The 24,332-nt window shown below is 65.3% G+C and carries 22 protein-coding genes; 10 read left to right on the top strand and 12 right to left on the bottom strand.

Going from position 1 to position 24,332, the window contains the following annotated elements:
- Positions 1-227: 227 nt before the first annotated feature.
- From QA600_RS09975 to QA600_RS09965, 3 genes are read right to left on the bottom strand one after another with little or no spacing between them, the layout of a single operon-like run.
- A complete protein-coding gene (locus QA600_RS09975) occupies positions 228-1,202 on the bottom strand; it encodes an electron transfer flavoprotein subunit alpha/FixB family protein (protein WP_278291789.1) in 975 nt (324 codons plus the stop codon).
- Positions 1,199-1,966: an electron transfer flavoprotein subunit beta/FixA family protein gene (locus QA600_RS09970; RefSeq protein WP_278291788.1), complete on the bottom strand. Its 768-nt coding sequence runs from the start codon at positions 1,964-1,966 to the stop codon at positions 1,199-1,201. Before QA600_RS09970 ends, QA600_RS09975 begins: the two co-directional genes overlap by 4 nt.
- A gap of 2 nt (positions 1,967-1,968) precedes the next feature.
- On the bottom strand, positions 1,969-4,497 hold the full coding sequence (locus tag QA600_RS09965; protein WP_278291787.1) for an FAD-dependent oxidoreductase: 2,529 nt from the start codon (positions 4,495-4,497) through the stop codon (positions 1,969-1,971).
- A 306-nt stretch (positions 4,498-4,803) separates the two neighbouring features.
- On the opposite strand from QA600_RS09965, the gene QA600_RS09960 reads away from it, so the two are divergent.
- Positions 4,804-6,519 (top strand): formate--tetrahydrofolate ligase, encoded by a 1,716-nt coding sequence (locus QA600_RS09960; protein ID WP_278291786.1) that lies wholly within the window; start codon positions 4,804-4,806, stop codon positions 6,517-6,519.
- A 4-nt stretch (positions 6,520-6,523) separates the two neighbouring features.
- Here QA600_RS09960 and QA600_RS09955 read toward each other — a convergent pair whose 3' ends face one another.
- Positions 6,524-7,096, bottom strand: a complete 573-nt coding sequence (locus QA600_RS09955) for a hypothetical protein (protein ID WP_278291785.1) — start codon at positions 7,094-7,096, stop codon at positions 6,524-6,526.
- A gap of 122 nt (positions 7,097-7,218) precedes the next feature.
- Between QA600_RS09955 and fdhF the strand changes: the two genes are divergently transcribed.
- On the top strand, positions 7,219-9,354 hold the full coding sequence (gene fdhF, locus QA600_RS09950; RefSeq protein ID WP_278291784.1) for a formate dehydrogenase subunit alpha: 2,136 nt from the start codon (positions 7,219-7,221) through the stop codon (positions 9,352-9,354).
- 66 nt (positions 9,355-9,420) lie between these two features.
- Here fdhF and QA600_RS09945 read toward each other — a convergent pair whose 3' ends face one another.
- Both QA600_RS09945 and QA600_RS09940 read right to left on the bottom strand, forming a co-directional pair.
- On the bottom strand, positions 9,421-11,277 hold the full coding sequence (locus tag QA600_RS09945; protein WP_278291783.1) for a BCCT family transporter: 1,857 nt from the start codon (positions 11,275-11,277) through the stop codon (positions 9,421-9,423).
- A gap of 80 nt (positions 11,278-11,357) precedes the next feature.
- Positions 11,358-12,584 carry an NAD-binding protein gene (locus tag QA600_RS09940; RefSeq protein WP_278291782.1) on the bottom strand — a complete coding sequence of 409 codons (1,227 nt, stop codon included), beginning with the start codon at positions 12,582-12,584 and terminating at the stop codon, positions 11,358-11,360.
- 161 nt (positions 12,585-12,745) lie between these two features.
- Here QA600_RS09940 and QA600_RS09935 point away from each other — a divergent pair, with 161 nt between their 5' ends.
- The 4 genes from QA600_RS09935 to QA600_RS09920 all read left to right on the top strand — a co-directional run bounded on the left by QA600_RS09935 (position 12,746) and on the right by QA600_RS09920 (position 14,497).
- Positions 12,746-13,183, top strand: coding sequence for a universal stress protein (locus QA600_RS09935; protein WP_278291781.1), 438 nt, complete (start codon positions 12,746-12,748; stop codon positions 13,181-13,183).
- A gap of 441 nt (positions 13,184-13,624) precedes the next feature.
- Complete coding sequence (locus QA600_RS09930; RefSeq protein WP_278291780.1) at positions 13,625-13,795, top strand: hypothetical protein; 171 nt, start codon at positions 13,625-13,627, stop codon at positions 13,793-13,795.
- Positions 13,796-13,832: 37 nt separating this feature from the next.
- Entirely contained in the window at positions 13,833-13,988 is a 156-nt protein-coding gene (locus QA600_RS09925; RefSeq protein WP_169331733.1) for a hypothetical protein, read from the top strand.
- A gap of 86 nt (positions 13,989-14,074) precedes the next feature.
- Entirely contained in the window at positions 14,075-14,497 is a 423-nt protein-coding gene (locus tag QA600_RS09920) for a universal stress protein (RefSeq protein ID WP_278291779.1), read from the top strand.
- 94 nt (positions 14,498-14,591) lie between these two features.
- Here QA600_RS09920 and QA600_RS09915 read toward each other — a convergent pair whose 3' ends face one another.
- Together QA600_RS09915 and QA600_RS09910 are read right to left on the bottom strand one after the other, a co-directional pair.
- Complete coding sequence (locus tag QA600_RS09915) at positions 14,592-16,388, bottom strand: BCCT family transporter (RefSeq protein ID WP_278291778.1); 1,797 nt, start codon at positions 16,386-16,388, stop codon at positions 14,592-14,594.
- Positions 16,389-16,694: 306 nt separating this feature from the next.
- Positions 16,695-17,000: a hypothetical protein gene (locus QA600_RS09910; RefSeq protein ID WP_278291777.1), complete on the bottom strand. Its 306-nt coding sequence runs from the start codon at positions 16,998-17,000 to the stop codon at positions 16,695-16,697.
- A 229-nt stretch (positions 17,001-17,229) separates the two neighbouring features.
- Between QA600_RS09910 and QA600_RS09905 the strand changes: the two genes are divergently transcribed.
- Both QA600_RS09905 and QA600_RS09900 read left to right on the top strand, forming a co-directional pair.
- Positions 17,230-18,600: an aminomethyl transferase family protein gene (locus QA600_RS09905; protein WP_278291776.1), complete on the top strand. Its 1,371-nt coding sequence runs from the start codon at positions 17,230-17,232 to the stop codon at positions 18,598-18,600.
- On the top strand, positions 18,600-19,466 hold the full coding sequence (locus tag QA600_RS09900; RefSeq protein WP_278291775.1) for a methylenetetrahydrofolate reductase: 867 nt from the start codon (positions 18,600-18,602) through the stop codon (positions 19,464-19,466). Before QA600_RS09905 ends, QA600_RS09900 begins: the two co-directional genes overlap by 1 nt.
- Here the strand turns inward: QA600_RS09900 and epsC are convergent, their stop codons facing one another.
- Positions 19,467-20,324, bottom strand: coding sequence for a serine O-acetyltransferase EpsC (gene epsC, locus QA600_RS09895; RefSeq protein WP_278291774.1), 858 nt, complete (start codon positions 20,322-20,324; stop codon positions 19,467-19,469).
- A gap of 109 nt (positions 20,325-20,433) precedes the next feature.
- On the opposite strand from epsC, the gene QA600_RS09890 reads away from it, so the two are divergent.
- Positions 20,434-21,315, top strand: a complete 882-nt coding sequence (locus tag QA600_RS09890) for a tetrahydrofolate dehydrogenase/cyclohydrolase catalytic domain-containing protein (protein WP_278291773.1) — start codon at positions 20,434-20,436, stop codon at positions 21,313-21,315.
- Here the strand turns inward: QA600_RS09890 and QA600_RS09885 are convergent.
- Positions 21,312-21,482, bottom strand: a complete 171-nt coding sequence (locus QA600_RS09885; protein ID WP_278291772.1) for a hypothetical protein — start codon at positions 21,480-21,482, stop codon at positions 21,312-21,314. The two genes, QA600_RS09890 and QA600_RS09885, sit on opposite strands and share 4 nt — an antisense overlap.
- Positions 21,483-21,807: 325 nt before the next feature.
- Between QA600_RS09885 and QA600_RS09880 the strand changes: the two genes are divergently transcribed.
- Complete coding sequence (locus tag QA600_RS09880; protein ID WP_278291771.1) at positions 21,808-22,263, top strand: hypothetical protein; 456 nt, start codon at positions 21,808-21,810, stop codon at positions 22,261-22,263.
- Here the strand turns inward: QA600_RS09880 and QA600_RS09875 are convergent.
- Both QA600_RS09875 and QA600_RS09870 read right to left on the bottom strand, forming a co-directional pair.
- On the bottom strand, positions 22,248-22,937 hold the full coding sequence (locus tag QA600_RS09875; protein ID WP_278291770.1) for an O-methyltransferase: 690 nt from the start codon (positions 22,935-22,937) through the stop codon (positions 22,248-22,250). The two genes, QA600_RS09880 and QA600_RS09875, sit on opposite strands and share 16 nt — an antisense overlap.
- Positions 22,938-22,981: 44 nt before the next feature.
- A complete protein-coding gene (locus tag QA600_RS09870; protein WP_278291769.1) occupies positions 22,982-24,247 on the bottom strand; it encodes a Zn-dependent hydrolase in 1,266 nt (421 codons plus the stop codon).
- Positions 24,248-24,332 lie beyond the last annotated feature (85 nt).

The raw sequence follows: 24,332 nt of genomic DNA, 5'->3' as shown, positions 1-24,332 counted from the left end.
TGCTGTCGATGGCTTGCTGAATATCTATCGAAAGTCATTACTGAATCCTTTAGTTAGAAGTAGTTAGTGTATGTGTTTAATTACGAATGTACATGCGTAATAACAGAGCCCTCAAGCTGAAATAATTGGCCATCAGACAGATCGAGGATCGGATGGGACGGCGCCGGGAGCGCCTACTCCGATCGTACGGTGGAGTCGGACTTCGACCGATTGAGGGGTCGACTCGCTCAGGCCGCGTCGCGCAGGACCTCGTTCAGTTCCGGCACGACCTCGTGGAGGTCGCCGATCACAGCCCAGTCGGCCTTCTGGACGATCGCGGCCTCGGAATCCGTGTTGATCGCGAGCAGTGTGTCCGCGCCCTTGCAGCCAACCATGTGCTGGACCGCGCCGCTGATCCCACAGGCGATGTAGATGTCCGGGCTGATCTTCGCGCCAGTCTGGCCGACCTGGTCGTCGTGTGGACGCCACCCCTCGTTGACCGCGGCTCGAGAGGCGCCCACCGTTCCGCCCAGCAGCTCCGCCAGCTCCTCGAGCTGGTCGTAGTCCTCGGCGCTGCCGACGCCCCGGCCGCCGCCGACGACGACCCGGGCTTCGCCCAGTGGGATCCCCTCCTCGTCGCCCGTCTCGACGCGATCGACCTGTACCGCGAACAGGTCGTCATCGACGTCGGGTTCGAACGTCGAGACCGACGGTTCGGTCGGCGACGCGGCGGGTTCGATCGGGAACTCGTGTTCGGCCGCCGTCAGCAGTTTGTGCTCACCGTCGAGGCGAGCGTGTTCGATCAGGCTGCCGCCCCAGCGGTTGCGCCGCAGTTCGTAGGCGCCGTCGTCGGCGATGTCGACCGCGAGACAGTTCGTCGCCATCGGCGCGTCGAGGGAGGTGCCGACGCGAGCCAGCACCTCGCGGCCGCGGTCGGTTCCCGGTGCCGTGATCGTCTTCGCCTCGCGCTCGGACGCGAGCTGGACGACGCTCTCGGCCCAGGCGTCGGGCGCGTAGCGCTCGAGGTGGTGGTGAGCGACGCAGTGAACCGCCTCGACGCCGTACTCGCCGAGTTCGTCGCCCAGCGCGTCGGCCTCGTCGCCGAAGGCGACGGCCTCGAGCGAGTCGCCCTCGGCGGTCGCCAGCTCGCGGGCCATTGCGAGCGCCTCGAGCGAGAGCTCCTCGGGTGTTCCCTTGTCGTGCTCGACGAGCGCGAGGATCATACGACCTCCACCTCCTCGGCGAGGATCTCGACGATCTCGGGCACCGCTTCCGACCCCTCGCCCAGGATTTCCGCGGGCGAGTCGTCGGTCTCGGGCGCCTCCAGACGGACCTTCTCGAGCCCGCCCGCCCTCGTCTCGGCCCGGGGCTCTACGCTCTCGATCTCCTGGCGGCGCGCCTGCATCTTGGCTCGCATCGAGGCGTACCGGGGCTCGTTGAGCCCCTCCTTGACGGTCACGACGGCAGGGAGGTCGACCTCGTACACCTCCTCGCCGCCGGAGATCTCGCGTTTCGCGATCGCGGTTCCGTCCTCGACCTCGAGGTCCTTGATCCCGGTGACGCAGGGGTAACCCAGCTCGCTTGCGACGCGGACGGCGACCTGGTAGTTGGCCGCGTCGGCCGACTCGTTGCCGAACAGCAGCAGGTCGAATCCCTCGTCGTCGAGGCGATCGATTCCGTCCGCGAGTGCGTCGGCGGTCGCCCGCGGCGACCACTCCTCCTCGTCGGTCTCGAGTAGGGTCGCCTCGTCGGCCTGCATGGCCAGCCCGGTCCGGAGCTGTTCGTCCGCTTCGGGTGGACCGAGAGTGAGCACGTGGGCCGACCCGCCGTGGGTTTCGACCTGCGCGACGGCCTCCTCGATCGCACACTCCTCGTGGGGGCTCATGGTAAAGCCCAGTCCGCTCGTGTCGATTCGCTGCTCGTCCTCCGTGAGAACGATCTTGGCACCCGTGTCAGGGACGCGTTTGATACAGGCGAGTACCTTCATGATTAGCTCCGGATGCGGTCGTTCTCGGGGTCGAACAGCGGTTCGCTGCCGGCGATCTCGACGGTGACGGGGTACTGCTGGCCCATGTACTCGACCGCGAGCTCTCGGCCCTCCTCGGCGTACTCCGGCGGGAGGTATGCCATCAGGAGGTGTTTGCCGACGGTGGGCCCCGTCCCAGCGCTGGTGACGTACGACTCGCGGCCCTCCTCATCGACGATCACCTCGCCGTCGTCGAGGATCGGCTCGCCGCCGAGCATGAACCGAGGTTCGCCGCCCTCGGGCGCGTGGTCGGCTACGGAGAGGGTACACAGGGTCGCCGCGTCCTCGGTCTCGAGGGCCTCCGCGTAGGCCTCCTTCCCGACGAAGTCGGCCTCTTTGATCCCGTGGAACGAGAGGCCGGCCTCCGAGGGGTCGTACTCGAGTTCGAGTTCGTGGCCGTGGAGGCGGTACCCCTTCTCCAGGCGCCCCGTAGTGCCGTAGACGCCCATCCCGACCGGGCGAACGTCGTGGTCCTCGCCGGCCTCCTCGACGAGCTCCCAGAGCCGCCGGCCCTGACCCATCGGCGCGTAGAGCTCCCAGCCGCGCTCGCCGACGTAGGAAAGTCGCATCGCCCAGGCGTCGACCTCGCCGATAGTGACCTCCTGGGCGGTATAGGGAGGAAAGGCCTCGTGGGAGACGTCCTCCTCGGCGACCGACTGGATGACCTCGCGGGCCGATGGCCCCCAGACGCCGAGCGTGCACAGCGACTCGGAGTTGTCGATCATCGTGACGTCGGCGTTCTCGGGGATGTGACTCCCGAACCAGGCTCGATCCGAACCCGCGGCGGCTCCGCCGGTGATCAGCCGGAAGTGGTCGGGGCCGAGCCGGGCGATCGTCAGGTCCGAAACGAAGCCGCCGTTTTCGGCCAGTATCGGCGTGTACACCGTCTTGCCGACGTCGACGTCGATCCGGCCGACGGCCATTCCCTCGAGGAACTCGCAGGCGTCCTCGCCGACGAAATCGAAGATGCCGAAGCCCATGTCGCCGACCATCGCGACCTCGTCGCGCATGTGGAGGTGTTCGGCCAGAATAATGGGAGACCACCACCGCGAGTCCCACTCGTTGGGTCGCTCGAGCCCCTCGAGCTCCTCGGCGTAGCGCTCGAGGAGGTCCTCGTTGGACTCGTACCACTGGGGCCGTTCCCAGCCCGCGGCCTCGAAAAAGCGCGCCTCGAGGTCGTCCTGGCGGTCGTAGAACGGACTCGTGCGCAGGGGACGCGAGCTCTGCCACTGCTCGTGGGGGTGGACGATGCCGTAGATCTTCTGGAACCCCTCGTGGGCGCGGTTCTTGACAAACTGTCTGGAGTTGCCATACTCGTAGAATCGGTTGATATCCGAGCCGTGGAGATCGATGTCCGACCAGCCGCGGGTCATCCACTGGGCGACGGCCTCGCCGACGGCTGGCGCCTCCTTGATCCAGACTGCGGCGCAAGACCACAGCCCGTCGACGTCCTGTAGCGGGCCCAGCAGGGGCGCGCCGTCGGGCGTCACCGACAGCAGCCCGTCGATCTCGTGACGGACGCCGGCCTCGGGATCGTCGAGCAGCTCGGGGACGATCTCGAGGGCGTCGTGCATCGACTGCTCGAACGCGTCGTCGGTCAGCGGCGGCTGGGTCGGCGACAGCGGCGCCTCGTCGATCGAGGGGATTTCGTCGACGTCCCAGAGGATCGGGCGGTGCTGGTAGGAGCCGACCTCGAGGTCGTTGCCGTGCTGGCGCTCGTACATCTGGGTGTCCATGTCCCGGACGACGGGGAAGGAGATCTCGCCCTCGTAGTCCTCGAAAAACGAGATCGGGCCGACGCTGACCATCTGGTGGACCGCCGGCGTCAGCGGGATCTCGACGCCGGCCATCGCGGCGATCTTCGGACTCCAGAGCCCGCAGGCGATGGCGACCTCGTCGGCCTTGACGGTGCCTCGATCGGTCTCGACCGCACTGATCGCGCCGTCCTCGACGTGGAGGTCCAACACCGTCGTGTTCGGCGACACCGTCAGCCCGCCGTCGGTGTACTCGTCGGCTCGTGCCCGCATCACCTCGCCGGCACGCAGCGGATCGCAGGTCCCCGCACCCGGGCTGTAGAAGCCGCCTTTGATGATGTCGGTGTTGAGATAGGGAACCATCTCCTCGATCTCCTCGACCGAGAGGAGCCGCCCAGGCTCGCCCCAGGCCGCCGCGGACTGGACGCGTCGTTCGAGTTCCGCCATCCGCTCTTCCGTTCGAGCGACCTCGAGCCCGCCGCTGTTGGTGAAGGTGTCCATGTCCTCGTACTGCTCGATGCTCCGACGGGTGAGGTGGGTTATCTCCTTGGAGTGTTCGACCGGCATCAGGAAGTTCGAGGCATGACCTGTCGAGCCGCCGGGATCCGGCAGCGGCCCCTTGTCCAGCAGCAGGATGTCCTCCCGACCCTGATCCGCGAGATGGTACGCGAGGCTGTTGCCGACGATCCCTGCGCCGATGACGACGGTATCCGCACTCGAGGGAAACGCATCGCTCATCGGCGATCGCCTCGCTCGACGCTGTTCCGTCCCGTTCCGTTCGAACATCGTCCACCCGATCTATGTGTGTTGTTATCTGCCATGCTTTCCCGATATCCTGTCAACGATACCCAGGATATTAAATTACCGTAGTAGGCGCGAAAACGCCGAGTTATGGGCGAACAGGTTCGGCCAGCATTCCCTTGGTGACGTGACGGTCGCCGGAATCGACGGGTCGGGCGAGCGTGGGTCCGTCGGGACCTCGTCGTATCCGGAACGCTACAGATGAGCTAACACTTATCACTGATTCGGGAAAACGTACGCTAGATGACGGATTCGAACCAGGACGGGGCGATCCCGACCGACTACGAGATCGCACAGCACGCCGAGAAACGTCCGATCACCGAGGTCGTCGAACCGTTCGGGCTCGCGGACGACGACCTCGAGCCGATCGGGGATTACAAGGCGAAGGTTTCCTTCGAGGCGATCGAGCGGCTCCGGGACGAGCGAACCGACGACGGGAAGCTGATCCTCGTCACGGGGATGACGCCGACGCCGCTGGGCGAGGGGAAGACGGTGACGACTGTCGGGCTCGGCCAGGCGTTCAATCACATCGATCGGGACGCGCTGATCGCGATCCGGGAGCCGTCGCTGGGGCCGGTCTTCGGCGTCAAGGGCGGCGCCGCGGGTGGCGGCTACTCCCAGGTGCTTCCGATGGAGGACATCAACCTCCACTTCACGGGCGATCTGCACGCGCTGACCTCGGCGCACAACCTGATCTCGACGATGCTCGACAATCACATCAAGCAGGGCAACGAGCTCGACATCGCGGTCAACTGGGTCAACTGGCCGCGCGCGATCGACATGAACGATCGGGTGCTCCGGGAGACGGTGATCGGCCTGGGCGGCGAGGTCACCGGGGTCCCCCGCGAGGACGGCTTCATCCTGACGGCGGCTTCCGAGATGATGGCCGTGCTCTGTCTCGCCGACGGTCTCGAGGACCTCAAGACCCGTATCGGCCGGATCATCGTCGCCTATGCCGACGACGGCGAGCCGGTCACGGTCGACGATATCGGCGCAACCGACGCCGCAGCGATCCTGCTGAAGGACGCCCTCAAACCCAACGTCGTCCAGACGATCGAGGGAACGCCCGCGTTCGTCCACGGCGGCCCCTTCGCGAACATCGCTCACGGGACCAACTCGCTGATCGCCGACGAGGTCGCCGCTCACCTCTCGGAGTACCTCGTCACCGAGGCCGGCTTCGGCTCCGATCTTGGCGCCGAGAAGTTCATGAACATCGTCTGTCGGTTCGGCGAGATGGAGCCCGACGCCGTCACCCTCGTCGCGTCGGTACGGGCCCTGAAGTACCACGGCCAGGAGATGTGGCCGCCGAACCTCGAGGAGTTGGAAGACGAGAACGTCGAGGCCGTCGAGCGCGGCCTCGAGAATCTCGACAAACACGTCTCGAACCTCCGGAAGTTCGGCGTCCCCGTCGTCGTCGCGCTCAATCGGTTCCCCGACGACGCCGACGCGGAGGTCGAGGCCGTCCTCGAGCACTGCCGCGAGGACCTCGAGGTGCGGGCGGCGGAGTCGACGGTGTTCAGCGACGGCGGCGAGGGCGGCGTCGACCTCGCCGAGAACCTCGTCGACGCCGCCGAGACGGAGTCGTCGTTCGAGCCGCTGTACGACCTCGACGTGTCGATCGAGGAGAAGATCGAGACCGTCGCGACCGAGATCTACGGCGCCGATGACGTCGAGTACCACAGCGACGCCGAGAAGGATATCGAACGGCTCACCGAACACGGGTTCGACGACGTGCCCATCTGCATCTCGAAGACGTTCCACTCGCTGAGCGACGACGCGAGCCGCAAGGGCGTCCCCGAGGACTGGACCCTCGAGGTCAACGAGATCTATCCCTCCGCAGGGGCCGGATTCCTCGTGGTGTTGACCGCGGACGTGCTCACCCTCCCCGGCCTCCCCGAGGAGCCGGCGGCCGCGAATATGGAACTCCACTCGGACGGGAGCATCGACGGCCTCTTCTGACCGCCTACTCCCCGTTTTCTGACCGGTGGCCGAGCAGCCACAACGCCCGGTAGCAGTCCCAGAGTTCGCAGTTACAGCGGTCGGCGATCGTCCGACAGCGCTCGAGGTAGCGCTCGTACTCCCCGCTGTCCGGTGACTCGGGGTACGGTTCCTCGAGCTCCCCGTGCTCGAAAAGCACCGCCCACTCGCGGGCGCTCATCACCAGGTACCGCTCCGGCTCGAGGAACTGCAGGAACGCCGTTCCGATCGGGACGTCGACCCCCTCGAGTGCCGTCAGTGCCTCGAGTTTCGCGCGCGTCGTCTCGGCCGCGAGGGCGCCTCGGATCGCGGTCTCGAGGGCTTCGTACTCGTTGTCGCCGAAGCGCTCCTCGGCGGCTCGCCGTTTCGCGTCGGGGTACCGACCGAGGAAGCGCCGGAAGTACCACTGGACGATCCACTCGACGTCGCGCCAGCCGTACGATCCCTCGGCCAGGGTCGCGGGCAACAGCTCGCGGTGTTCGTCCTCGACGGTCGCGAGCGGCTGTTCGTCGGGATACTCGTCGGCGAGCGCTGTGACCGTATCCGCGGAGAGAGCCATCGTTCGTCGGTTATCCGGCGGGCAGTGTGAACGTTTTCCTCGGGAGTCCGGGAGAAACTTTCATACCTCGTCGAGGGAAACGGTACACTAGATCATGAGCAACTCCGACACAGGTGGTTCCGATGGCGACTGAGGAGTCCGAGCCCGTCAAGACGATCTGTCCGTACTGCGGCGTCGGCTGCGGTATCCAGGTCAAACAGGGCGAGGAGCCCGGCGACGTACAGTTCATGCCCTGGGGCGACGCCCCGGTCAACGAGGGACGGATCTGCATCAAGGGCGGCGCGGCGACGGAGGTCGTCGACCACGAGGACCGACTCACCGAGCCGCTGATCAAGGAGGACGGCGAGTTCCGCGAGGCCACCTGGGAGGAGGCCTACGACCGCATCGTCGACGAGCTCGAGCGCATCCGCGAGGAGCACGAGCCCGACGCAATGGGCTTTTTCGGCTCCTCGAAGACGATGAACGAGGAGAACTATCTTCTCCAGAAGCTCGCGCGGCGGTACGGCACCAACAACGTCGACAACTGCACGCGGATGTGTCACGCCTCGACGGTGTGGGCGCTGCGGACGAGCCTGGGCGCCGGCGCGATGACCAACAGCATGGCCGACCTTGAGGAGTCGGCCGACGTCTTCTGGATCCAGGGAGCAAACCCCGGCGAGCAACACCCGATCGCCAACAGCCAGTACTTCCGCCAGGCCGTCCTCGAGGGAGCGACGGTGATCCAAGTCGACCCCCACGCCAACAAGACGACGAAGTCGTTCCAGATCGACGACACCGATCGCCACCAGCACCTCCAGCTCGAGCCGGGGACCGACATCCCGCTGTTGAACATCGTCATCAAGACGATCCTCGAGAACCACGAGGACGATCCCGACGCGGGCTGGATCGACGAGGAGTTCATCGAGGAACGAACGGAGGGGTTCGACCACCTCAAGGAAACCCTCGCCGACTTCGACAAAGAGGAGGCCGCCGAGCAGTGTGGCGTCCCGCTCGAGGAGATCGAGATGGCCGCCGAGAAGTACGCGATGGCGAACAACGCAGCCATCTTCACCGGGATGGGGATGAGTCAGCACACCTGCGGCGTCGACAACGTGCAAAACGAAATCAACCTCGCGCTGATCACGGGCAACCTCGGCAAACCGGGGACGGGCGTCAACCCGCTCCGCGGCCAGAACAACGTCCAGGGGACCTGTGACGTCGGTGCGATGCCGAACGTCCTGCCGGGCTACCAGCTGGTCGACGACGACGAGGCCCGCCAGTCCGTCGAGGAGGAGTGGGGCTTCGAGGTGCCCGACGAGCCCGGACTGACGAACGTCGAGCTCTCCCACGAGTTCGGCAACTCGGTCAAGGGACTGTACGTGATGGGCGAGAATCCGGTCGTGAGCGAACCCGACGCCAACCGGGTCATCGAGCGCATTCAGGATCTCGAGTTCATGGTCGCCCAGGACATCTTCATGACCGAGACGGCCGAGTACGCCGACGTCGTTCTGCCGGCGACGACCTGGGCCGAACGCGGCGGCACCGTCACCAACACGGACCGCCGGGTCCAGCGGATGCGCGGCGTCGATAAGGTCCACGAGAACACGAAACACGACCTCGAGATCCTCATGGAGGTCGGCAGCCGGCTGTTCAGCGAGGACGAGTTCCGCTTCGAGGACGAGGAGGCCGTCTTCGAGGAGCTCCGGCAGGTCTGCCCGAGCTACTACGGGATGACCTACGACAGCCTCGGCGAGGAGGGGATCCAGTGGCCCTGTTACGAACTCGGTGACGAGGGCGACCAGTACCTCTACGAGGACAGCTTCGACACCGACAACGGTCTCGGGAAGATCGAGGGCGTCACCCACCAGCCGCCCAAGGAGACTCCCGACGAGGAGTACCCGCTGATCCTGACGACCGCCCGGCTCGAGGAACACTACAACACGGGGACGATGAGCCGTCGCTCGCCGACGCTGAACCGCCAGACGCCAGAGAACTTCGTCGACATCCATCCGAACGACGCCGAACGGTACGGGATCGAAGACGGCCAGCAGGTCCGTCTCAAGTCTCGACGGGGCGAGATCACCGTCGAAGCCCAGGTCACCGAGGCGATCAAGGAGGGGTCGGTGTGGACGACGCCGCACTTCGCGGCCGCCTCGGCGAACAAACTGACCAACGACGTCTTAGATGAACGCGCGAAGATCCCCGAGTACAAGGCCGCCGCGGCCGAGATCGAGGTCGGTATCGAGCCGGCCGACTCGGAGGCGCCGGCCGACGACTGACGACTGACGACTGCCGATTCCACCGTTTTTTCGCCGCCGCTCGAGGGACTGACGAGTTCGCGCGTTTCAGTCACCCCCATCCTCGGTATCGTCGCCGACCTTCGCCCACGCCGCGCCGACGATCGACTGCCGACCGCGTTCGTGCCGACGGAACGCCGCGACGAGCCCGACGAGCGAGACCAGAACGAGCAGGGCGAACGGGGCACCGGTCAGCACGGCCGTCGCCTGCAACACCTCGGCGCTGTCGGTGACGAGGACCGAGACGGCGACGAGCCCCTGCACGATCCCCCAGAAGACGATCGCACCGGTCGTCGGGGCGAACTCCCGTTTCGTCGCCAGCACGGCGACGGCGAGCGTCGAGGTGTCCGCGGAGCTGGCCATGAAGACGACGATCAACGCCAGGAAGCCGAACACGAGGAGCTGGCCGATCGCGAGGCTCTCGAGGATCGGGAAGCCGGCGACGGCCTCGGAGCCACCCGCAGCGTCGATCGCCCCGAGGACGTCCACAACGCCCGTTTGCTGGAGATGTAGCGAGAACGATCCCAGGAGGAGAAACCAGGCCATCGTCGCCAGCGAGGGCGCGATCACGCCTGTCAGAACAACTGTCCGGATCCGCCGCCCACGGGACAGCGCAGCCAGAAAGAGACCCGCGAACGGGGCCCAGGAGAACCACCACGCCCAGTTCCAGATCGTCCAGTCGGCCACCCACGCGCTGGCGATCGGGCCGTTCCCCAGATAGATGCTCATCGGGATCGCGTGAACCGCGGAGTTCCCGACTGCTTGCGAGGAGTACTCGAGAACGGCCGTTCGCGGGGCAACGGCGACGAAAAGCGCCGCGAACAGCCCGAACAGAACGAGGGTAACGGCGGCGATCCGCCTGATTCCCCGGTGGACACCGCTCTGTGCCGAGACGACGAAGACGAACGTCAGGCCGGTGACGAACAGCACCGAGCCGACGGTGTCGGACGCGACACCCCACTGAAACTCGATCCCTGCGAGGAACTGGTCCCCGACGAGCGCGATCGAGGTGGCGATCCCGCCGATCGTCGCGAACACCGCGAGCAGGTCGACGAGCCGACACCAGATCGAATCGAGGTTTTCGACGCCGAGAAACGGCGCCAGGATCGTCGAGACGCGCAACGGTGCCCCCTGCTGGTAGACGTAGTAGGCGATCGGGACGCCGACGGCGACGTACGCGCTCCAGGCGGAGATTCCCCAGTGAAACAGCGTGTAGGTCAGCGCCGCCCCGGCGGCTGCCTCCGACTGCGGCTCGACGCCGAAGTAGGGCGGCGGCGTCTCGTAGTGGAACAGTGCCTCGGCCGGCCCCCAAAGGACGATCCCGGCGGCGATTCCGGCCGTAAAGAACATCGCGAAGTAGACGGGGTAGGTGTAGGCCGGCTCAGCGTCCGGGCCGCCGAGTTTCACCGTTCCCCACGGCCCCACCAGGAGGTACAGCGAGATCAGTACCGAAATCGTCATCACGGCGGCGAACAGCCAGCCACCGTAGATCGTGACGGTCCGCTGTGCGGCGTCGACGGCACGGATCGTTTCGGCGGGCACCAGCAACTGCCCGGAAAAGAAGAGGACGAACGCGACAACCGGGATCCCGAACGCGATCGGATCCTGTCGAGAGAGGAACTTCTCGAGGGTGTCGGCCACTCCGAGCCGCCGCACTCGGAGCAGGGACTCCGGATCGAACGCGCCGGCATCCTCGTCGGATTCGGCCGGCAACACGGCGAGATAGGCCAACCCGGAACCAAAGAACACGAGCGAAAGGAGGAGCCACGTCGGCCCGGAGACCGCTTCCACGACGGGATCGGGGAAGAAAAAACCCGCCGTAACGACGGCCCCCGAAAGGAGACAGAGCGGCCCCAGTAGCGTGCGGAGCACCCGTTCGACCGGTCCGACCCCCTGAAGACCCATGTCAACAACTTACACGCAATGTCCGTTAGTCCTTCCCCCACAGATCTCGACGGAATCCTGGTCGACAACCCGCAACGTCCTCACTCCGTGTCGTCGTCGGCGTCGCCGAACAGCGAGTCGGCCGACGTTCGATCGAGGACGGAGCGGCCGAGGAACCGACCGCCGATCTCCGTCGGGCTGATAACCTCGTCAGCACCGACCGCCTCGAGTTTGTCGACGTGCTCTCGGTCGTTCGCGGCGGCGACGATGCGGACCGCCCGGTTCGCCTCCCGCGCCGCGAGGACCGTCAGGACGTCCGTGGCGTCGTCCCGGGTCGCGACGACCACGCCCGCGGCCTCGTCGATCCTGGCCTCGTCGAGCGTTTCGGCGAGGGTCGGGTCGCCGGTGACGACGGTAACGTTCCGGTCGTCGAACTCGCCAGTGTCGTCGCTGTCGGACGCGACGACCACGACGTCGACCTCGGTGCCGAGTTCGTCGAGCAGCGGTTCCGTGATGTCGTCGTGGCCGAGAACCAGCACGTGATCCTCGAGCAGTGTGAGTTCCGTAGGGGTCATGGTTCCGAACGCGGTGGCTATTCGCTTCTCGATGGCCGGGACGACCAGTGCCCCGATCGCCACGGTGAACGCGCCGGTTCCGAAGACGATGACCGAGAGCGAGAACCACTTCGCCTCGGTCGTCAGCGGCGTGATATCGCCGTAGCCGACGGTCGCGACCGTGACGATGACGTAGTAGACCGAGTCGCTCCAGGTCTCGAGACCACCGAACTGGTCCCGGAGCGCGTACGAGCCGACCGTTCCGTACAGGCCGACGCCGATAATCGAAGATAGCGCGGCGATCTGCAGCGAGGAGAGTTCGAGTCGCCGGTCAAACGCCGACCGATTGACGAGCAAGAGCGGGAGCGTCGCAAGAATCGCAAGCAGGAGTGGAACGTCCATTGGCCGAAGCGTCGTCAGGGGCAACACCGAAGCCAGCGGAAGGACAGCAAGCGTGAGGTACCACGCGATCCGTTTCCGACGCCGGAGGCCGAAAACGAGGAGCATGAGGACGAACGCGAGCAAGACACCGGTGAACTGCAGGAAGACGGGCTCGGCGGGGAGCGCCCCCGCCAGCGGCCCGTCGAAGGCCGGGTCCGGCTGGCTGAGGTTCGATAGCCCGGTGACAAACGAGAGGATTGCGACGAACTCGGTCAGCCACACCGCCGCGTTCGCGCCCGAGAACTCCTCCCAGTGGACGAACCGTACCCTCTCGGAGCGGTAGAACAACCGCTCGAGTGCGGGCTCCGACGGGTCCGGGGTATCGGCCCCCATCCTCTAGCTGTAACGGGAACGAGCTATTTGATGTCTTCCCTGCCCCTCGGTCGGTACATCGATCCTGCCGAACTCTCGCCGAGGTCGTGTTGTGTGGTAACAGAAGCAAGTACTATGTGAGTGACCCTCGATGTTTCAGACGAGTACGAGGACGAATACACATGTACGACAACGTTCTGATCGCGACGGACGGCAGCGACGAGGCCGAAGGGTGTGTCGAACACGGACTCGATATCGCGGAGCGAGTGGGTGCGAAAGTACACGTGCTGTACGTGGTCGAGACGAAGGCGAGCTACATCCTGACGGTCGGTATCTCCGACGACGAGCTTCGATCCTACCGAAAGTACGGCGAGGAGGTCGTCGGCGAGGTGATCGAGCGCGTCTCCGAACGCGGTCTTAGCGGCGAGGGCGTGATCAGAACCGGTCGGCCAGCCGAGGAGATCGTCGAGTACGCCGACGAGAACGACGTCGACCTCATCCTGATGGGGAAACAGGGCCACGGGGCAATCGACAGACACCTCGGAAGCACCTCCGAGAAGGTCATCCGAATGGCCGACGCGCCGGTAACGGTTGTCGCGGGCGCACAGTGGATGGCGTGAACTACTCCGTCCTACCGCGCCCGAGCCTACCCGGCCCTCGCTTGTTGAGGACGGGGCCTCCTGTTTCTGTGTCGACACTTGCAGGAACAGGCTCCACAGCGTCCACGAGAGCGAAGCTCTCGTACGGCCCGGCAGAACCGAAGGTTCTGCGGACGGTTCCAGACTCCGCCCTTTACAGGCGGTTCGGAGTGTCCAACTCCTACCGAATCGACACTCGGCCACAGCCGACGATGCACGCTTTTGTCGTCGTTCGAAAGACCTCCGGTCTTTCGTGAATTACAGCTAAATCCGTCAGGGCCACTCGAGTCGTCCCCCGAACGAGCCGTTTCGTGCGCCGTGGACGGAGTCGTGCAGGCGCCGACCGATGCCGACGCGTCTCGCGACCTCTCGTCCTCGAACCGTCAGCTTTGAGCCGCTTCCGACCGAAACGGCTCCCAACGCATGCGTTGGACCCCGCGGACCTACCTTCGACTGTTCCTGCTCGGCGGCGGCCTCCTCCTGTTGGGTAGCGGGCTCCTCGGCGGCGAACTCTTCGAGATTCTCATCGGCTCCGCTGGCGCGGTTCTGGGCGGAATCGGTCTCGTCGCGGAGTGGCGGGACGTCTCGGACTGACGACACGCATAAGTCGTGTCCGGACAGTGGCCTCGGTATGTCCAGATTCGTCGCGATCGCCGCAACGATCCTCGCGGTAGTGCTTGCAGTCGCGAGTCTGCTGTTGTTGCTGGCGGGTCGACACTTCATCGCCGGAACGCTGCTGACGTTCGTGGCGTTCTCGATCTACCTTCGCGAGATCAATCTCGAGTAGTCCGTCCATCAGTCGGCAGTGTCTCCGAGCGCAGTTCTCGACCCAAACTATTTGCGCGCGTCCTTCGAAGAGGCGGTCTGAGGAGGATGTTCGACAGGATACTGATCGCGACGGACGGAAGCCAGAAAGCGGCGGCGGCGATCGACCACGGACTGGATCTCGCGGAGACGTTCGGTGCCGAGGTCCACGTGATCTACGTCGTCGAGACCAAGGCGTCGTACATTCTGAGCATCGGCGCAAGCGAGGAGGGGCTCGAGGAGTACCGCCAGTACGGGGAGGGGATCGTCGGCGAGGTCGTCGACCGGGCCGAGGAGCGGGGGCTCGACGGCGTCGGCGTAGTGAAATCCGGGAAGGTTGGACGACAGATCCTCGACTACGTCGAGACGGCGGAGATCGACACCGTCATCATGGCGGAACGCGGCCGAGGGACCCTCGAAAGGTATCTCGGCTCCAACGTCGAGAAGGTCGTTCGGCTCTGTTCGCAGCCGGTCACCGTCGTCCGCTCGTAGAGCGACATCGGGGCCGTACGATCTCCCAAACATCGTCGCCGGTACGACCGCGAACCCCTGCGGTCGCATCGGCGAACAGTTATAACAGTCCGTCTCAGTCGTCGCCGACGTCGACGACAGTTCCGTCCCTGGTTTTGACGTGCGTAACGAGATCCCCGGTCTGACTCGTGACGACGATCTCGTCGTCCTCCTCAAGGTCGTCTATCAGCTCGGCGAACTCGTCGGACTTGAGGGTCTTGTACTCCCGTCTGAGACCGATCAAAACGGCGTACATCATGAACAGCAGGATGAGCGTGAACGGAAGCCCGCTGGCGATGGCAGCCGCCTGCAACGCCTCGACCGCGGCGTCGCCGCCAGCGATCAGCAGCGTCGAGGCGACTAATCCCTCCGAGGCAGCCCAGAACACCCGGCCGGTCGGGGGCGTTTCGTGTTTTCCGCCGGTGCTCAGATGCTCGAGAACGAGCGACCCCGAGTCCGAGGAGGTCACGAAGAACGTAGTAACGAGGACGATCGCGAGCACCGACAGGATCAGGGTGCCCGGCATCAGGTCGAACATTGCGAACATCGCGAGCTCCTCGCCGACCTCGAAGATCGGGCCGCTGATCGCGCCCTCGGTCGCCCCGCTCAGTTCGAAGTTCAGGGCGGTTCCGCCCATCGCCGAGAACCAGGCAAACGAGAAGATGACGGGGATCAGGAGCACGCCACCGACGAACTCCCGGATCGAGCGTCCCTTCGAGATCCGTGCGATGAACATTCCGACGAACGGCGACCAGGAGATCCACCAGGCCCAGTAGAACACCGTCCAGTCGACGAGGAAGTTACCTTCGCCCTCGCCGCCCGGCCCGTAGAACTCGGAGCCCTGGAAGTAGTGGTTGTCGAAGGTGTTCCCGAAGAACGAGAGTTCGAAGAAGTTCCCGAGGTAGCCCCCGATCGCCTGCGGGAGCGCGCCGAGAATGAACAGTGTCGGTCCGAGGACGAACACCGATCCGAGCAGGAGCATCATCAGCGTGAGGTTCAGATTGCTGAGCCGTCGGATCCCCTTGTCGAGACCGAGGTAGACCGAGATCATTGCCAGCACGGTGACGAACCCAATGATGGCGACGGCGACCCAGACCGAGTCGGGGACGGCCGGAAACGCCCCGACCTCGTCACCGACGAACGTCAGCCCGGCGTTGATCTGCAACGCCCCCAGCCCCAGCGAGGTAACGAGACCGAACAGCGTCGCGAAGATCGTGAAGACGTCGATGACGTGTCCGGGCCAGCCGTAGATTCGGTCGCCGAGCACGGGGTAGAACACCGATCGAAAGGTCAGCGGAAGTCCGCGATTGAACGAGAAGAAGGCGAGTCCGAGCGCGACCAGCGCGTAGATCGCCCACGGGTGAATACCCCAGTGGAACAGCGACACCGCAAGTGCTACTTCGCCGGCACCCTCGGTCCCCGCCTCCGCGCCGAGATGTGGGTCGAAGAGGTGAAACACCGGTTCGGCAACGCCGAAGAACATGAGGCCGATCCCCATCCCCGCGCTGAACAGCATGGCGACCCAGGAGATATCGCTGAACTCCTTTTCGCCGTCGACCCCGCCCAGACGAATCGAGCCGTACTTGCTGATGGCGAGGTACACCATGAAGATGATGAACGAGTTCGCCGCCAGAATGAACAGCCAGTCGAAGTAGTCCGAAACCGCGACTCGGGTGTCCTGGTACACGGTCCCCGCCTGGTCCGGGAACACGAGCGAGAGGACGATAAAGAGGACGATCAACCCACCCGCGATGAGGAAGACCGGCGGGTTGATGTCGAATCCGAACCCCTGCCAGTTCCTGTCGCCCGGTTCTCGATCCGTCTCCGCGTGGAAGAGATTTTCCTGTATTCCGCGCTTATCTTCGTCTGCCATAGTTTCCCTCAATGTTCGTGCCGCCGTAGTTGTGCTGCCCGAAGCCGTACGCCGAGCCAGTTCGATGCGGTAGTTCGTGACACTCCGATCGAACCGCTCGATCCGACCTGCCGACTCCGATCGCTCGAGCCGTCGTCAGGGCGCTACCGTGCGAACACGTCTCGAGTGACATGTACTACCAATCCCATTATACCGATTCCCCGCTGTCAGGTATATAGCTTTGGTAACTATCGGTGTGATTGTCAAAGGATCACACCGGCTGATAGTCCTTTCGACCTACAGCTCTCGTGACTGCCGGCGTAGCTGTCAGAATCGAGTGAACAGGAATCCGAACCGGGACGGAGTAGCGAGAAACGAGACGAGAAACGTTACCACGGCGAGTCCGAACGAGACGGCCGCGAGCCCGGTGAGAAGCGGTGCAAGCCCGGTCCAGACGGGGATCGAGAGCACGATCGCCGTCATCGAACAGACGACGATCATAAGGAACCCCATCGAGACGCGCAATCCCATCTGCCGGGGGTTGAACCCACATCGAGGACAGCCTTCCTCGTCCCCCTCGAGTTCGCACCCGCATCGGTTACAGTGCGGAACGCCACCCGTGAACGGAACCATGGCGTACTGGTCTCGCCGAAGCGACAAAAAGACGCGGCTCCGCACCGATAGGTCGCTTGAGTCCGGCGCTGGAGGCTGATCCGGCGTCGGTCGGAGTCTCGGTCAGGATGGGACGGTTCCTCGAGGGCTAACCACAACAGTCCGGAACACTGTAATGTAGAGTTTCTGCAGCGGTCGTCTCTGGCCTCAACTCCTACATTTATGTGCTCCCGAAGACACGTACATGGTAATGTCTGACAAGGAAGCAGGACGGACCGAGAACCACCCGAACTACCCGACAGTCGACCAGTCCGATCGAACCCTCCCCCGGAACCTCCGCCAGTCCGGCGACCCGGGGATCGAGATGCTCGTCTCGACGCGCGTCCGGAAGTCGCCGTTCTTCCACAAGTCCTTCGTCGAGAACGGCGCCTGGCGAGCAACGGTCTACAACCGGATCTACCACCCGCGCGGGATGCTGAAACCCGAAGAAGGAGGGATGATGGAAGAGTACGACGCGCTCGTCAACCACGTAACCCTCTGGGACGTCGCGGTCGAACGCCAGATTCGTGTCAAGGGACCCGATGCGGAGGCGCTCACAAACTACGTCATCACGCGGGACGCGACCGAGATCGAGCCGATGCACGGGAAGTACGTCATCCTCTGTAACGAGGACGGCGGCATCCTGAACGATCCCGTCCTGTTGCGCCCGGCCGAGGACGAGTTCTGGTTCTCGCTCTCGGATTCGACGCTGATGCAGTGGCTCCAGGGGGTCAACGTCGGGAAGAACTTCGACGTCGAGATCGACGAGATCGACGTCGCGCCGATGCAGGTCCAGGGACCGAAGTCGGTCGACGTGATGGTCGATGTCGTCGGCGAGGAGGTCAAGGAGATTCCCTACTACGGGCTGATGGAGGCCGAAATCAACGACGTCTCGGTGCTGGTGAGCCAGACCGGCTTCTCCGGCGAGAAGGGGTTCGAGATCTACGTCCGCGACGCGACGAAACACGCCGAGGCCGTCTGGGATCCCGTCTACGAGGCCGTCGTCGACCACGGCGGGATGCAGGTCGCCCCAGCACACCACCGACGTATCGCCGCCGGCATCCTCTCGTGGGGCCAGGACATGGACCACGAGACGTCGCCGTTCCAGGTCAACCTCGCCTACCAGGTCCCCGACGACAAGGACGCCGACTACGTCGGCAAGGAGGAACTCGAGCGCCAGCAGGAACTGATCGAGGACGGCGAGTACCCGTTCGTCCACAAGATGGTCGGGCTGAAGCTGGCCGGCGAGCCGATCCGGGACTACGCACCCGACTTCTGGCTCATCTCCGATCCTGAGACGGGCGATGAGTGTGGCTACGTTACCTCGCCGTGGTACAACCCCGAACTCGAGACGAACCTCGCGCTCGGGTTCGTCCCCGCCGAGAAGCTCGACGGCGACGTCAGGGAGGTGTACGACGGCGACATCGAGACGGAGTTCCAGGTTCATCTCCCCGACGAGTACGCCGAAGAGCCCGGCGAGCCGGTGTACGCCAAGGTATCCGAGGTGCCGTTCAAGCCCTCGGTCAACCCGAGTGCGCGCGAACAGGCGAAACTGAGCGCTCGCGAGGAGGCCTCCGAATAGTGTCCGGAGAGATCCAGTCCATTCCGACCGCCGAGGGGATGGTCGAGCTCCTCGAGGAGCCTCGCTTCGAGCTGATGCCGTTCGAGAGCATCGACGAACAGCTCGGCCACCTTCCCGAGGGCTCGGAGATCGCTATCACCACTTCCCCGACCCTGGGTCTCGAGGCGACGATCGAGTGGAGCGAGCGGGCCAGCGAGCGCGGCTACGAGATCGTCCCTCACGTCGCGGCCCGCTACGTCGAGGACCGGGACCACCTCGAGGAGATCGCCCGGCGGCTCACCGAGGCCGGCGTGACGGATATCTTCGTCCCGGGCGGGGACCGCGAGGAGCCGGCCGGCGATTTCGAGTCCGCACTGGAGCTGCTGGTCGCCCTCGAGGAGCTACCCTACTCGTTCGCGGAGGTCGGGATCACGGGGTATCCGGAGGGCCATGCCTTCCTCGACGACGAGACGCTGGCCGAGTCGATGGCCGAGAAGGAGCCCTACGCCACCTACGTCGTCACCCAGCTGTGTTACGATCCCGACGCGATCATCGAGTGGATCGAAGAGATCCGCGCCCGCGGCGTCGAGCTCCCCGTTGAAATCGGTATCCCGGGCGTGATGAAGTACCAGCGGCTGCTCGGGATCTCGAAGAAGGTCGGCGTCGGCGACTCCGTCCGCTTTCTCAAGAAGACCAGCGGGATCATCGGCTTCGTTCGCCAGCTCGTCGGCTCCAGGGGAACCTACTCTCCCGACACGTTGCTCGAGGGGCTCGCGCCGTACGCGACCGATCCCCGATACAACGTTCGGGGCGTTCACATCTACGCGTTCAACCAGGTGCCCGATCTCGAGTCCTGGCGGGCCGAGACGCTCGAGAAGCACCGCTGACTACCCGTTTCGTTTTCGCTCCTGTTCGGGGTGTTCGGAGACGAACACGCTGGTGTGATCCGGGATGTCCTCGGTCACCCAGGAGTTTGCGCCGATACTGACGTGATCGCCGACGGTGATCGCGCCCAGCACCTTCGTTCCGGCCCCGATCACGACGTTGTCGCCGATGTCGGGGTGGCGCTTGTACCCCTTCTTGAGGGCCTTCTCGTCGTCCTCTTCCTCCTCGAAGTGAAGCGCCCCCAGGGTGACGTCCTGGTAGAGCCGGACCCAGTCGCCGATCGTCGCCGTCTCGCCGATGACGACGCCCGTGCCGTGGTCGATGAAGAAGTGGTCGCCGATCCGTGCCCCCGGATGGATGTCGATCCCCGTCACCGTCTTGGCGTACTCCGTGAGCTCCCTCGCGTACTCGGGGACGCCGGCCTCATAGAGGCAGTGGGCGACCCGCTGGACCATGATCGCCTGCAACCCGGGGTAGGAGCGAACGATCTCGACGACCGACCGCGCGGCCGGATCGCCCTTGTAGGCGGCCTCGACGTCTTTTTCGAGGGTTCGGCGAAGCTCCGGGAGCCGATCGAGCACGTCGGTCGTCGTCCCGGCCGGATCCGACCCGGAGTAGGCTCGGATCCCCGACTCGTAGTGTAATCCCAGCTCCGTGAGCGTGTTCCGAACCGCCGACTCGTCCTCGAGTAACCCGTCGGCGTTCCAGCAGCCGGGAAACAGGAGCCGCCTGAGCAGGTTCAGCTCCGGCCGCCTGCGGTCCTGCGGGAACGGTGCCGTCGACTCCGGTCCCGTGGCGGCGTCGGTGTCGTACGTCTCGAGGAGACGCGCGGCGGCATCACCCGTGTACTCGTATGCCATAGTCGGATACTCGAACGGGAGGACCAAATGCTTTCCAACCGTTCCCGTTTCGGACCCGTCGGCTCGAGGGCGGCGAACGCTACAAGGCGTCGGTCGACGAACCACGAGTGTGTCACCCGAACTGCTTCGCGGTGAGCCGGTCGCGGCGCCAATTCGCGAGCGCGTCGCCGACCGGGTCACCACGCTCCGGGAGAGGGGGACGACGCCGACGCTTGCGACGGTCCTGATGAGCGACGAGCCGGCCGACGAGCGATTCGTGGAGCTAAAACACGAGACCTGCGCCGACGTCGGAATCGCCACCCGCGACGTTCGGCTCGAGCCCGACGCCCCTACCGAGCGGCTGTACCGAGAACTCGAGCGACTGGGCGGGATTTCGGCGATCGACGCCGTCTTCGTCCAGGTCCCCCTCCCGGACCGCGTCTCGCTGGCGGCGGTCAGGCAGCGACTCGAGCCGACGAAGGATGTCGACTGCCTTCACTTCGAGAACGTGGGGCGACTTGTCGCCGGCGAGCCGCGATTCGTTCCGGCGACGACGGCCGCGGTGTGTCGGCTGCTCTCGGCGTACGACGTCCCGGTCTCGGGAGCCGACGTCGTCATCATCGGCCGGTCCGACGTGATCGGCAAGCCGCTGGCGAACCGGCTGCTGCAGAAGCGTTCGTGGGGCAACGCGACCGTCACGGTCTGTCACTCGCGGACGAGCGACATCGCCGCGCACACGCGCCGAGCCGGCGTCGTCGTCACCGCAGCCGGGACTCCGGGAGTGGTCGACGGTTCGATGCTCTCGAGTGGTGCCGTCGTCGTCGACGTCAGCACGAATCGAAAACCGGATGGAGACGACGGGGTCGTCGGCGACGTGGCGTTCGAGAGCGCGGCAGAAAGAGCGAGCGCGATCACGCCCGTTCCCGGCGGCGTCGGTCCGTTAACCCTCGCGGCACTCGCCGAAAACGTCGTTCGAGCCGCGACGCAGCGGGTCGGGGACTGCCAGAGTTAGCGGTTCGTCCGCTCGCGCTCTCGTTCCGCTCCGATCCGTCCACGCGGACGGAACAGCCGATTGAGGGCTTCAACCAGGTTGGCCGGAGTTTCGAACGCCGTGGGTGTCCCTGGAAGGTAGTAGTCGACACCGTACTGGTCGTCCGAGGTAATACGGGTACGTTTCATACTCGAACGTCGAGCCTCGATCGGATTAAGAATTTTGTATCGCACATAATTCGGGGTTATCGATCCGCTATCCTTCTATTGTCCCGAGTTATTTGAATATAATGGACACAGATATTCGGATAGTTGGATAGTATAAAATCTGCAGGTGAGAACGATCCGTTCCCGGTCTGTCGCGGTCGTACCGTGCGGCGATTCGAAGCCGACGTCGAGTGGCATGACGCTCGACCCTCGCGTTCACCGTATTTCGGTCGCTGCAGGACGAATCCACGCTGCTCGGAGGCAGCCAACAGGTATTTGTACGGTCGAGTGTTGCTCCCAGGAAACGGTGTTCGACGTGCTTCCGACAGTTCCTCGGTCCGATCGGCGCTTGCTCGCCGTCTCGTTCGCCCTCTTCGCCGGTGCCGGCGCGGCGACCGCCGCGGGCGTGGGTCCCGCGATGACCGCGGGTGCGACCGCGCTGGCGGTCGGCGGCGTCTACTGCGCGGCGCTGTACGCCAACCGGGTCTCGCGCCCGACGCTGGCCCGACTCTCGCTCGGGCTCTGGATCGCCTTCCTCGGCGTCGCGGGACTGCACCTCGTCGGTCTCGAGACGATCGCGGGAGCCGCACCCGGGTCGACGACGGCGGGCGTCCACTCGCTGTCGGCGCTGACCTGGGCCTCGCTGCTGTTGCCCTGCTCGACGACGGTCTTCCTCGGTTTCCGGGAGTACGCGAGTTCGGGCGCCGACGTCGCCGACGAGCAGGCGCTCGAGGGCGAGGCCTCTGACTACTCTACCCGGTAGCTGATGGCGATCCCCTCGCCGAGCGGGAGGACGACGGTCTCGAAGCTCGAGTCGCCGGTTACGCGCTCGAGGTAGGCCGCGATGCCGCGGGTGTGTTCGTTGGCCGAGTCGGGAATCGTCCACTCCCCGCGCTCGTCGTTCGCTTCGACGACCTCGAGTAGCGTCTCGAACTCGATCGGCCCTGCGGTGATCGCATTGTCCGCGACGACGACGCCGCCGACGGGGATCTTCGGACGGACGGCCTCGAAGGCGTCGACATAGCGGTGTTTCTGATGGTCGATCAACGCGACGTCGAACGGCCCCGCGTATCCCTCGATCGTCTCGAGGGCGTCGCCGAGTTCGTACCGGGCTACCCCGTCGTAGCCGCCCGCGGCCATGTACTCGCGTGCCAGCTCGAGTTCGTCCTCGTCGACCTCGGTGAGGACGATCTCGCCCGTCTCCGGAAGCGCGTCCGCGAACCAGTACGCCGAGTAGCCGTAGCCCGAGCCGAACTCGAAGATCCGCTCGGCGCCGACGACGCGGGCGAGAAACCGCAGGAAGCCGCCCACCTCGGGTCCGACGTGGGGGAAGCCGGCCGACTCGGCGTACTCGTCCATCTCGCGCAGGGTCTCGCCGGGCTCGGGTCCGACCGCGCGAACGAACCTTGCCATCTCCTCGCTGAGAACGTCGGTCATACCTCCCCTTGCGGGAGGGTCTACCAAAGCGTTCGGGGAACCGGTTAGCTCTCGTCGGCGCCCGCGAGTTCCGCGAGCGCTCCCGCGAGTACCTGCGTCGCTGTCGCACAATCCTCCCAATCGGTCCACTCGAGGGGCGTGTGCGAGAGCCCGTCCTCGGAGGGGGCAAACAACATCCCCGCGTCAGTCACCCGCGAGACCCGCATCGCGTCGTGGGCTGCCCCCGAGTGCAGCTCGACGGTTTCGATCCCTGACTCGGCGCCGGCCCGCTCGAGGGCGTCCCGACACCGCTGATCCATCGGCGCCGGCTCGACGCCGATCTCGCGTTCGAAACTCGTCTCGACACCACGTTCGGCCTCGAGTCGCTCGAGGGTCGTCGTCGCGGTCTCGATGATCGACTCCATCGTGTCGTACTCGACGTCCCGTACGTCGACGCCGAGCTCGACCGTCCCGGGGACGACGTTCGTCGCGTTCGGCCGAACTTGGCTCTTGCCGACGGTCGCGACGGCTGTCCCCTCGCCGGCCGCGGCGTGCTCGCGGCCCGCCGACTCGACGTTCAGCACGAACTCGCTGGCCGCCGCGAGGGCGTCTGTCCGCTCGTCCATCCCCGTCGCTCCGGCGTGGTTCGCCTCGCCGACGAACTCGGCGGTCGCGTGGGCGATCCCGGTGATCGTCGTTACGATCCCGACCGGAACGTCGCGCTCCTCGAGGCGCGTATCCTGCTCGACGTGGAGCTCGAGGAAGGCGTCCCACGCGCTCGCATCGAGGACCCCCTCGCCGCGGTAGCCGATCGACTCGAGGGCGTCCTCGACGGTGATCCCCTCCTCGTCGGTTGCGGCGAGGGCGTCCTCAACGCTCCGGCGACCCGTGGCGACCGACGAGCCGAACATTCCTCCGCCGAAGCGGGTTCCCTCCTCCTCGGTGAACGAAACGACCGTAATCGGGCGCTCGAGGCTGTGCTCGAGATCGGTCTCCTGTAGCGTCCGGACGGCCTCGAGCGCGCCGTAGACGCCAAGCGGTCCGTCGAAGATCCCGCCTTCGGGGACCGAGTCGAGGTGGCTGCCCGTTGCGACCGGGGCAGCCTCGGGATCGGCGTCCTCGGGGAACCAGGTCGCGGCGACGTTGCCGACGGCGTCGACCGAGACCTCGAGACCCACGTCCGCACAGCGATCGAGGAACCGATCCCGCGCCTCTCGGTTGGGTTCCGTCCCCGCGAGGACGGTCCGTCCTCGTCCCGTCTCGGCGTCGGTCGCCCCGAACGCGGCGTTCTCCTCGATGTCCCTGCGGAGTCGTTGCCGATTGACGTCCATGCGTCGCCGTTCCTCCCGACGGTACGATACCGTTTCGCTCTTCGCGGGCAGCACATTTTTTGCCGCTCGAGACCGTCGGTTCGAC

Origin of the sequence: Natronococcus sp. A-GB1, from assembly GCF_029688845.1 — an archaeon.
GTDB lineage: Archaea > Halobacteriota > Halobacteria > Halobacteriales > Natrialbaceae > Natronococcus.
Note: the sequence above shows the minus strand (reverse complement) of the source record. Positions and strands in the feature narration are given on the sequence as shown.

Bases quoted from the DNA above. Each gene is read 5' to 3' on its own strand.
- QA600_RS09910 (WP_278291777.1), bottom strand. From the start codon at position 17,000: ATGGTTCCGTTCACGGGTGGCGTTCCGCACTGTAACCGATGCGGGTGC.
- QA600_RS09885 (WP_278291772.1), bottom strand. From the start codon at position 21,482: ATGAAACGTACCCGTATTACCTCGGACGACCAGTACGGTGTCGACTAC.
- QA600_RS09870 (WP_278291769.1), bottom strand. From the start codon at position 24,247: ATGGACGTCAATCGGCAACGACTCCGCAGGGACATCGAGGAGAACGCC.
- QA600_RS09975 (WP_278291789.1), bottom strand. From the start codon at position 1,202: ATGATCCTCGCGCTCGTCGAGCACGACAAGGGAACACCCGAGGAGCTC.
- QA600_RS09940 (WP_278291782.1), bottom strand. From the start codon at position 12,584: ATGGGGGCCGATACCCCGGACCCGTCGGAGCCCGCACTCGAGCGGTTG.
- QA600_RS09915 (WP_278291778.1), bottom strand. From the start codon at position 16,388: ATGGCAGACGAAGATAAGCGCGGAATACAGGAAAATCTCTTCCACGCG.
- QA600_RS09945 (WP_278291783.1), bottom strand. From the start codon at position 11,277: ATGGGTCTTCAGGGGGTCGGACCGGTCGAACGGGTGCTCCGCACGCTA.
- QA600_RS09920 (WP_278291779.1), top strand. From the start codon at position 14,075: ATGTTCGACAGGATACTGATCGCGACGGACGGAAGCCAGAAAGCGGCG.
- QA600_RS09960 (WP_278291786.1), top strand. From the start codon at position 4,804: ATGACGGATTCGAACCAGGACGGGGCGATCCCGACCGACTACGAGATC.
- QA600_RS09935 (WP_278291781.1), top strand. From the start codon at position 12,746: ATGTACGACAACGTTCTGATCGCGACGGACGGCAGCGACGAGGCCGAA.
- QA600_RS09875 (WP_278291770.1), bottom strand. From the start codon at position 22,937: ATGACCGACGTTCTCAGCGAGGAGATGGCAAGGTTCGTTCGCGCGGTC.
- epsC (WP_278291774.1), bottom strand. From the start codon at position 20,324: ATGGCATACGAGTACACGGGTGATGCCGCCGCGCGTCTCCTCGAGACG.
- QA600_RS09965 (WP_278291787.1), bottom strand. From the start codon at position 4,497: ATGAGCGATGCGTTTCCCTCGAGTGCGGATACCGTCGTCATCGGCGCA.
- QA600_RS09955 (WP_278291785.1), bottom strand. From the start codon at position 7,096: ATGGCTCTCTCCGCGGATACGGTCACAGCGCTCGCCGACGAGTATCCC.
- fdhF (WP_278291784.1), top strand. From the start codon at position 7,219: ATGGCGACTGAGGAGTCCGAGCCCGTCAAGACGATCTGTCCGTACTGC.
- QA600_RS09905 (WP_278291776.1), top strand. From the start codon at position 17,230: ATGTCTGACAAGGAAGCAGGACGGACCGAGAACCACCCGAACTACCCG.
- QA600_RS09930 (WP_278291780.1), top strand. From the start codon at position 13,625: ATGCGTTGGACCCCGCGGACCTACCTTCGACTGTTCCTGCTCGGCGGC.
- QA600_RS09970 (WP_278291788.1), bottom strand. From the start codon at position 1,966: ATGAAGGTACTCGCCTGTATCAAACGCGTCCCTGACACGGGTGCCAAG.
- QA600_RS09925 (WP_169331733.1), top strand. From the start codon at position 13,833: ATGTCCAGATTCGTCGCGATCGCCGCAACGATCCTCGCGGTAGTGCTT.